The organism is Mesorhizobium sp. M6A.T.Ce.TU.002.03.1.1, assembly GCF_003997275.1.
GTDB lineage: Bacteria > Pseudomonadota > Alphaproteobacteria > Rhizobiales > Rhizobiaceae > Mesorhizobium > Mesorhizobium mediterraneum.
The window spans coordinates 1-351 of record NZ_RZTI01000334.1; the positions used below are offsets into that span (position 1 = coordinate 1).

1 protein-coding gene is annotated in these 351 nt (G+C 63.2%); it reads left to right on the forward strand.

Annotated features, from left to right (window positions below; all coding sequences use genetic code 11):
* Window positions 1-351, forward strand: a 351-nt coding sequence (locus EOC93_RS33820) for an ABC transporter substrate-binding protein (RefSeq protein WP_164759410.1), incomplete at both ends; no start/stop codon positions are given.

Here is a 351-nt window from a genome sequence, read left to right on the forward strand (position 1 = left end):
GCTCGCCAGTTCGCAGCTCGCCCTCAGCGCCGACCAGATCCGCATCCTGGCGCCGACATGGCTGGGATTTGCGCCTGTCCATATCGCCAGCGACCTTGGCTGCTTCACCGCCAAGGGCCTTGATGTCAGCATCAAGTTCGAGGATGACCTGACCAACGTCATGGCGGCGATGGCGCGCGGCGACATCGAGATGCAGATGCGCTCGGTCGGCGAATATCAGGGCCGCCCGCGCGATGCTTCGACGCCCGGCATCATCATCGGAACGATCGACGAATCCGTCGGTGGCGACGGCGTCATCACCGATGACAAGATCAAGTCGGTTGCCGATCTCAAGGGCAAGGTTGTCGCGGC